The organism is Aeromonas sp. S11(2024), assembly GCF_041402345.1.
In the GTDB taxonomy this organism is placed as follows: domain Bacteria; phylum Pseudomonadota; class Gammaproteobacteria; order Enterobacterales; family Aeromonadaceae; genus Aeromonas; species Aeromonas veronii.
Window position 1 is genome coordinate 43,161 of sequence record NZ_JBGLRC010000032.1, and the last position, 6,210, is coordinate 49,370.

Annotated in this window: 5 protein-coding genes and 1 tRNA gene; 2 read left to right on the forward strand and 4 right to left on the reverse strand. The window is 57.9% G+C overall.

Features of this window, described 5'->3' with window-relative positions:
- Positions 1-32 precede the first annotated feature (32 nt).
- From ACB040_RS18750 to uvrB, 3 genes are all read right to left on the reverse strand, one after another.
- Positions 33-680 (reverse strand): DedA family protein, encoded by a 648-nt coding sequence (locus tag ACB040_RS18750; protein WP_041202713.1) that lies wholly within the window; start codon positions 678-680, stop codon positions 33-35.
- 179 nt (positions 681-859) lie between these two features.
- Positions 860-1,117, reverse strand: a complete 258-nt coding sequence (locus tag ACB040_RS18755) for a YkvA family protein (protein ID WP_043820318.1) — start codon at positions 1,115-1,117, stop codon at positions 860-862.
- Positions 1,114-3,126, reverse strand: a complete 2,013-nt coding sequence (uvrB, locus tag ACB040_RS18760) for an excinuclease ABC subunit UvrB (protein WP_371156007.1) — start codon at positions 3,124-3,126, stop codon at positions 1,114-1,116. Before uvrB ends, ACB040_RS18755 begins: the two co-directional genes overlap by 4 nt.
- A 133-nt stretch (positions 3,127-3,259) precedes the next feature.
- On the opposite strand from uvrB, the gene ACB040_RS18765 reads away from it, so the two are divergent.
- Positions 3,260-3,335: transfer RNA gene (locus ACB040_RS18765), tRNA-Asn, on the forward strand.
- Positions 3,336-3,473: 138 nt separating this feature from the next.
- Here ACB040_RS18765 and ACB040_RS18770 read toward each other — a convergent pair.
- Positions 3,474-3,971 (reverse strand): hypothetical protein, encoded by a 498-nt coding sequence (locus tag ACB040_RS18770; protein WP_047437735.1) that lies wholly within the window; start codon positions 3,969-3,971, stop codon positions 3,474-3,476.
- 137 nt (positions 3,972-4,108) lie between these two features.
- Here ACB040_RS18770 and ACB040_RS18775 point away from each other — a divergent pair, with 137 nt between their 5' ends.
- Complete coding sequence (locus tag ACB040_RS18775) at positions 4,109-5,794, forward strand: aspartate:alanine antiporter (protein ID WP_005336899.1); 1,686 nt, start codon at positions 4,109-4,111, stop codon at positions 5,792-5,794.
- The last annotated feature ends 416 nt before the right edge of the window (positions 5,795-6,210 follow it).

A 6,210-nucleotide genomic window follows, 5' to 3' on the forward strand; every position in this document is an offset into this window, starting at 1 on the left:
CCCCTTCTCGTTCTGGTTGACCGTATTTCTGGTTATGCCTTGGCTGTACTCATCTTGGCCTTGACCGCGCCGATTACCATGGGCAACAGGGAGATACCGATGATGCCGAAGATCAGCAGGGTAAAGTTGTGACGCACCACCGGCAGATTGCCAAAGAAGTGGCCGGCATAGACGAAGGAGAGTACCCACAGCAGGCCGCCAACCAGGTTGAACGCCAGGAAGCGCGGATAGGTCATGGCCCCCATCCCTGCCACGAACGGCGCAAAGGTACGCACAATAGGCAGGAAGCGGGTGATGATGATGGTCTTGCCACCATGCTTGGCATAGAAGGCGTGGGTCTTCTCCAGATAATCCCGGCGGAAGATTTTGGAGTCCGGGTTGCGGAACAGCTGCTCGCCGAAGAAGTGACCAATGGTGTAGTTGACCACGTTGCCCAGCACGGCAGCGATGATCAGCACGGCCGCCAGGGTATGGACGTCCAGCACGCTGCCCACGGTAAGCGCACCGGCGGCAAACAGCAGGGAGTCACCCGGCAGGAACGGCGTCACTACCAAGCCGGTTTCACAGAAGATGATGAGAAACAGGATGGCGTAAACCCAGACGCCATAGTTCTCGAACAGCTCTTTCAAATGCACGTCAACGTGCAGGATAAAGTCGATTGCAAAGAGGATCAGATCCATTTTTTCCATACCCATAAAGTGAACGGCGTGGAGTCTACGCCAATGCCATCCGGGCGACAATCACCGGGGCAGCCTCTTTTTCATCCCGCAGCGCCCACCTTCAAATGAAACCGTTTTTCCGCTTCCGTCGAGGGTGGGAACACAAAGAGTGATGTCGAGCGTGGTGTTGAAAAGGTGAACTAGGAGGCCTGTTCCAGCTCGCTGCGCACTGCTGGGGGAAGACAACGCTCCCAGCCCCATAGCAACACCAGCAGCAGGGTCACATCATCGAACCAACCCAGCAAGGGCACCACGTCGGGGATAAGATCCACCGGACTGATGCCATAGAGCAGGATAAGGATCACCAGGCCCCTCGCCCACCAGGGGGTACCGGGATGGCGAAAGCCCTGATAAAGACGACGAAGTCGTTGCCAAATCAGCCAGCGTTTACGGCTCATGATTCGATCAACTCGCTGCGCAGCCGCTGGATCTGATCCCGCAGTGCCGCCGCCTGTTCGAACTCCAGATCCCGGGCATGTTGGAACATCTGTTCCTCCATCCGCTTGATCTCTTTGGCAATCTCGCTGGCTGAGCGGACATGGTACTCCCCTTGCGGCTCGGCTGCCTTGCGCATCCCCTTGCCTGGTTTGCCTGCCGTGCGGCTGCCCCCCATATCCATCACATCGCCAATGGATTTGTTGAGCCCTTTGGGGGTGATCCCATGCTTGAGGTTATAGGCATGCTGCAAGGCGCGGCGCCGCTCGGTCTCCTCAATGGCGACCTTCATCGAGTTGGTGATGGTATCGCCGTAGAGAATGACCTTGCCGTTGAGGTTACGCGCCGCCCGGCCGATGGTCTGGATCAGCGAGCGGGTCGAGCGCAGGAAGCCCTCTTTATCCGCATCCAGAATCGCCACCAGCGACACCTCCGGCATGTCGAGACCTTCCCGCAGCAGGTTGATGCCCACCAGTACATCGAACTTGCCGAGGCGCAGATCGCGGATGATCTCCACCCGCTCGACCGTGTCGATATCGGAGTGGAGATAGCGCACCTTGACGTCGTGCTCCGCCAGATACTCGGTCAAGTCTTCCGCCATCCGCTTGGTCAGGGTCGTGACCAGCACCCGCTCCTCGACGGCGACCCGCTTGCGGATCTCGGAGAGCAGATCGTCCACCTGCGTGGTCACCGGACGCACCTCGATCTCCGGATCGAGCAAGCCGGTTGGGCGCACCACCTGCTGCACCACATCGCCGCCGGATTTCTCCAGCTCGTAGGGGCCGGGAGTCGCCGAAACAAACACCGTCTGCGGCATCTGCGCTTCAAATTCGTCGAACTTGAGCGGCCGGTTGTCCAGCGCCGAGGGGAGCCGGAAGCCGTACTCCACCAGGGTCTCCTTGCGGGAGCGGTCCCCTTTGAACATGGCGCCAATCTGCGGCACCGTGACATGGGACTCATCGATGATGAGCAAACCATCCCCCGGCAGGTAGTCAAACAGGGTGGGCGGCGGCTCCCCCGGCGCACGGCCGGAGAGGTAGCGGCTGTAGTTCTCGATGCCGGAGCAGTAACCCAGCTCCTGCATCATCTCCATGTCGAACTGGGTGCGCTGGCTGATGCGCTGCTCCTCCACCAGCTTGTTGAGAGACAACAGCTGCTCGCGGCGACTGCGCAGCTCCTCCTTGATATGCTCGATAGCCCCCAGAATGGTCTCCCGCGGGGTAGCGTAGTGGGTCTTGGGGTAGATGGTATAGCGCACCACCGTCTGCTCGATGGCGCCGGTCAGCGGGTCGAACTGGGAGAGGCGCTCCACCTCTTCATCAAACAGCTCTACCCGCAGGGCCAGCTTGTCCGATTCGGCAGGGTAGATGTCGATCACTTCACCGCGCACCCGGAAAGTACCGCGTTGAAACGCCATGTCGTTACGGGTGTACTGCAGCTCGGCGAGACGGCGCAGGATATCCCGCTGGTTGATCACATCCCCCACTTTGAGATGCAGCATCATGCTCAGATAAGCTTGGGGATCCCCCAGACCATAGATGGCCGACACCGAGGCGACGATCACCACGTCGCGCCGCTCCAGCAGTGCCTTGGTGGCGGACAATCGCATCTGCTCGATGTGATCGTTGATCGAGGCATCCTTCTCTATAAAGGTGTCAGTGGTCGGCACATAGGCTTCGGGCTGGTAATAGTCGTAGTAGGAGACGAAATACTCCACCGCGTTGTCGGGGAAGAACTCCTTCATCTCACCATAGAGCTGGGCGGCCAGGGTCTTGTTGGGAGCCAGGATCATGGTCGGGCGGTTCAGGGTGGCGATGACGTTGGCCATGGTGAAGGTCTTGCCCGAACCGGTCACCCCGAGCAGGGTCTGATGGGCCAGCCCTGACTCGATGCCATCCAGCAGTTGGGCAATCGCCGAGGGCTGATCCCCGGCGGGTTGAAACTGGCTGGCTAACTTGAACAATTTGCTCATGAACACTCCCGACACAAAACAGCAGAGGAGCAGTGTAACCGAGGGTTTGGCAGCGGTACACCGGTGCCATCATCCCGCGAATGGCTTGACCACCCAGGACACCTTCTGTATGATGCTCCTCCTTGCCTGATGTTCCCCCGTAGTTCAGTCGGTAGAACGGCGGACTGTTAATCCGTATGTCACTGGTTCAAGTCCAGTCGGGGGAGCCAATTTCTCACCATCTCGGTGCAAGTTATCCACTTTAGTGCCCTCTCCTGCCAATTTTAATGCACAAGATCCTTCTTGCTGCTGACGCTCCCTTTTGTTACCCGTTCCGGCACGACAGAGTATTCTCCTGTCGCATCTAACTATTTGATTTTTATACAAACATTTTTCTTCCGGTATTTTTTGAACAGCCCTTGCATCCCAGTGCTGGCGCGGCTTTCAGGGCGATAAACAAGTTTCATAAACAGGGTTATCCACAGATTCTGTGGGTAAGTGCAGCAAGCCCCGTCAGGACGCAGGATTGCCCTTGATGGCCCCCGGCAAAGAGTCATTTTGCTGGCCAACCTGATTTTATGCTGTTTTTTTGCTCCCTCCGAAACCACCTGGTGACAGGCTCTATTGGCACTTTTCAGAAGCATCTTTTTGCCAACCCATGCCCCGTGGGCGAACGGGCAAATATCAAGCTGATTTGCCCCTCTATCCACCATGGCGGCCATCGGTTGAATCTGCTGAAACTGATCCCCGCCAAGCAGCTGAACAGCAGAATCTAAAATATCGGCCTGCGCCAGAGCACTTCGGTCGCGGGCAGCAGATTTCACTAATTGACAACGACGGTTACAGCAAAAATTGCCAGATTTCATCCGCTTGTCTCCCTATCACGCCGCCGGTTCCACAAATAGCGTCCGATAACGTCCGATTAATCGCTTCCCTGCGCTTCTTTATTGGGGATAGATCCGGCACAATATCGACCCCACTTTTTTCCTCGGTTTTTCCGGGCATGACCATAGATTTCGTGACACTGCTACATCAAAGCGACTCCCTGCTGCTGTTCGTGGTATTGGCCTTCGGCCTGCTGCTTGGCAAGGTGCGAATTGGCAACTTTCAGATTGGCAACACCATAGGTGTGCTGTTTACCGCCCTGCTGTTTGGCCAGATGGGCTTCGAATTTGCGGCCACCACTGAAAACGTCGGCTTTATGCTATTCATCTTCTGTGTGGGGATCGAGGCAGGCCCTCACTTCTTCAGCGTCTTCCTGCGCGACGGCATCCACTACATCACCCTGACCCTGGTGATCTTGCTGACCGCCCTGCTGCTGACGGTGGGGCTGGCCAAGTTCTTCAATCTGGGGCCGGGCATGGCGGCGGGGATCCTGGCCGGTTCCCTCACCTCGACCCCGGCGCTGGTGGGTGCCCAGGATGCCTTGCGTAGCGGTCTGCTCAACCTGCCTCATCAAACCGATATGCAGGCGGTGCTGGACAACATGGGCATCGGCTACGCCCTGACCTATCTGGTGGGTCTGGTTGGCCTGATGCTGGTGGTGCGCTATCTCCCGTCGCTGGCACGACTCGATCTCAATACCGAGGCGCAAAAAATCGCCCGCGAGCGGGGTCTCTCCGACAGCGAGAGTCGCAAGACCTATCTGCCCATCATCCGCGCCTATCGGGTGGGCCCCGAACTGGCAGCCTGGATCGGTGGCCGTACCCTGCGCGAGACCGGCATCTATCCCCATACCGGCTGCTATGTAGAGCGAATCCGTCGCAACGGCATTCTGGCCAGTCCCGATGGCGATGCCGTCATTCAGGAAGGGGATGAGATCGCCCTGGTGGGCTATCCCGAGAGCCACGAGAAGCTGGACGTCAACTATCGCAACGGTAAAGAGGTTTTCGACCGCAACTTGCTTGACCTACAGATCGTTACCGAAGAGATAGTGGTAAAGAATGACTCCGTGGTAGGCCGCCATCTGGTGGAGCTCAACCTCACCGAGAAAGGGTGCTTCCTCAACCGGGTAGTGCGCTCCCAGATCGAGATGCCGTTCGATCGCAACATCATGCTGCAAAAGGGCGACGTGTTGCAGATCAGCGGCGAGAAGCAGCGGGTCAAACTGCTGGCCAACAAGATCGGCTTTATCAGCATCCACAGCCAGACCACGGATCTGGTGGCCTTCACCACCTTCTTCGTACTCGGCCTGCTGATCGGCTCCGTTTCGCTGGTGTTCGGTCAGATCGAATTCGGTCTCGGCAACGCCGTCGGCCTGCTGCTGGCAGGCATTCTGATGGGTTACCTGCGGGCCAACCACCCGACGGTCGGCTATGTGCCGCCCGGCGCGCTCAGATTGGCCAAGGATCTTGGTCTGGCGGTCTTTATGGTGAGCACGGGCCTGAAAGCCGGTGGCGGCATCCTCGACCACCTCAGCGAGGTGGGTACGGTAGTGCTCTTCTCCGGCATGCTGGTGACCACCTTGCCAGTGCTGGTCGGCTATCTGTTCGGGGTCTGGGTGCTCAAGATGAACCCGGCACTGCTGCTCGGTGCCATCACAGGTGCCCGTACCTGTGCCCCGGCGATGGATGTGGTCAACGAGGCAGCCAACAGCTCCATTCCGGCGCTCGGTTATGCCGGTACCTATGCGGTGGCCAACGTGATGCTGACCCTGGCGGGCTCCTTTATCATCGGCTTCTGGTTCTAGCCAGCAGCCATCACATTACCGCTAACAAAGAAGGGAGCCTCAGGCTCCCTTCTTGCTATCTGCCCCGCTAGAGAGATGTAGATCAGGTTCATTAGTGTGGCGTCACCTCCCCCCCACCATCTGCGCTGAAATCTGGCACTAACCCACTCTTCCTATTCCACAATGGCCTATGCTCTGCTCTGCTCTGCTCTGCTCTGCTCTGCTCTGCTCTGCTCTGCTCTGCTCTGCTCTGCTCTGCTCTGCTCTGCTCTGCTCTGCTCTGCTCTGCTCTGCAATGAATGATGGCAGATCCCGTGTCTAGTCCAGAAATAGGTTTACACATTTTCAACTAGCATTTCTCTACTCAGAACCCCCTATGTACCGCATCGGGGGTTCTGTATTTCAACGCATGATGCGGCCGCTCCGCGTTGTAAATA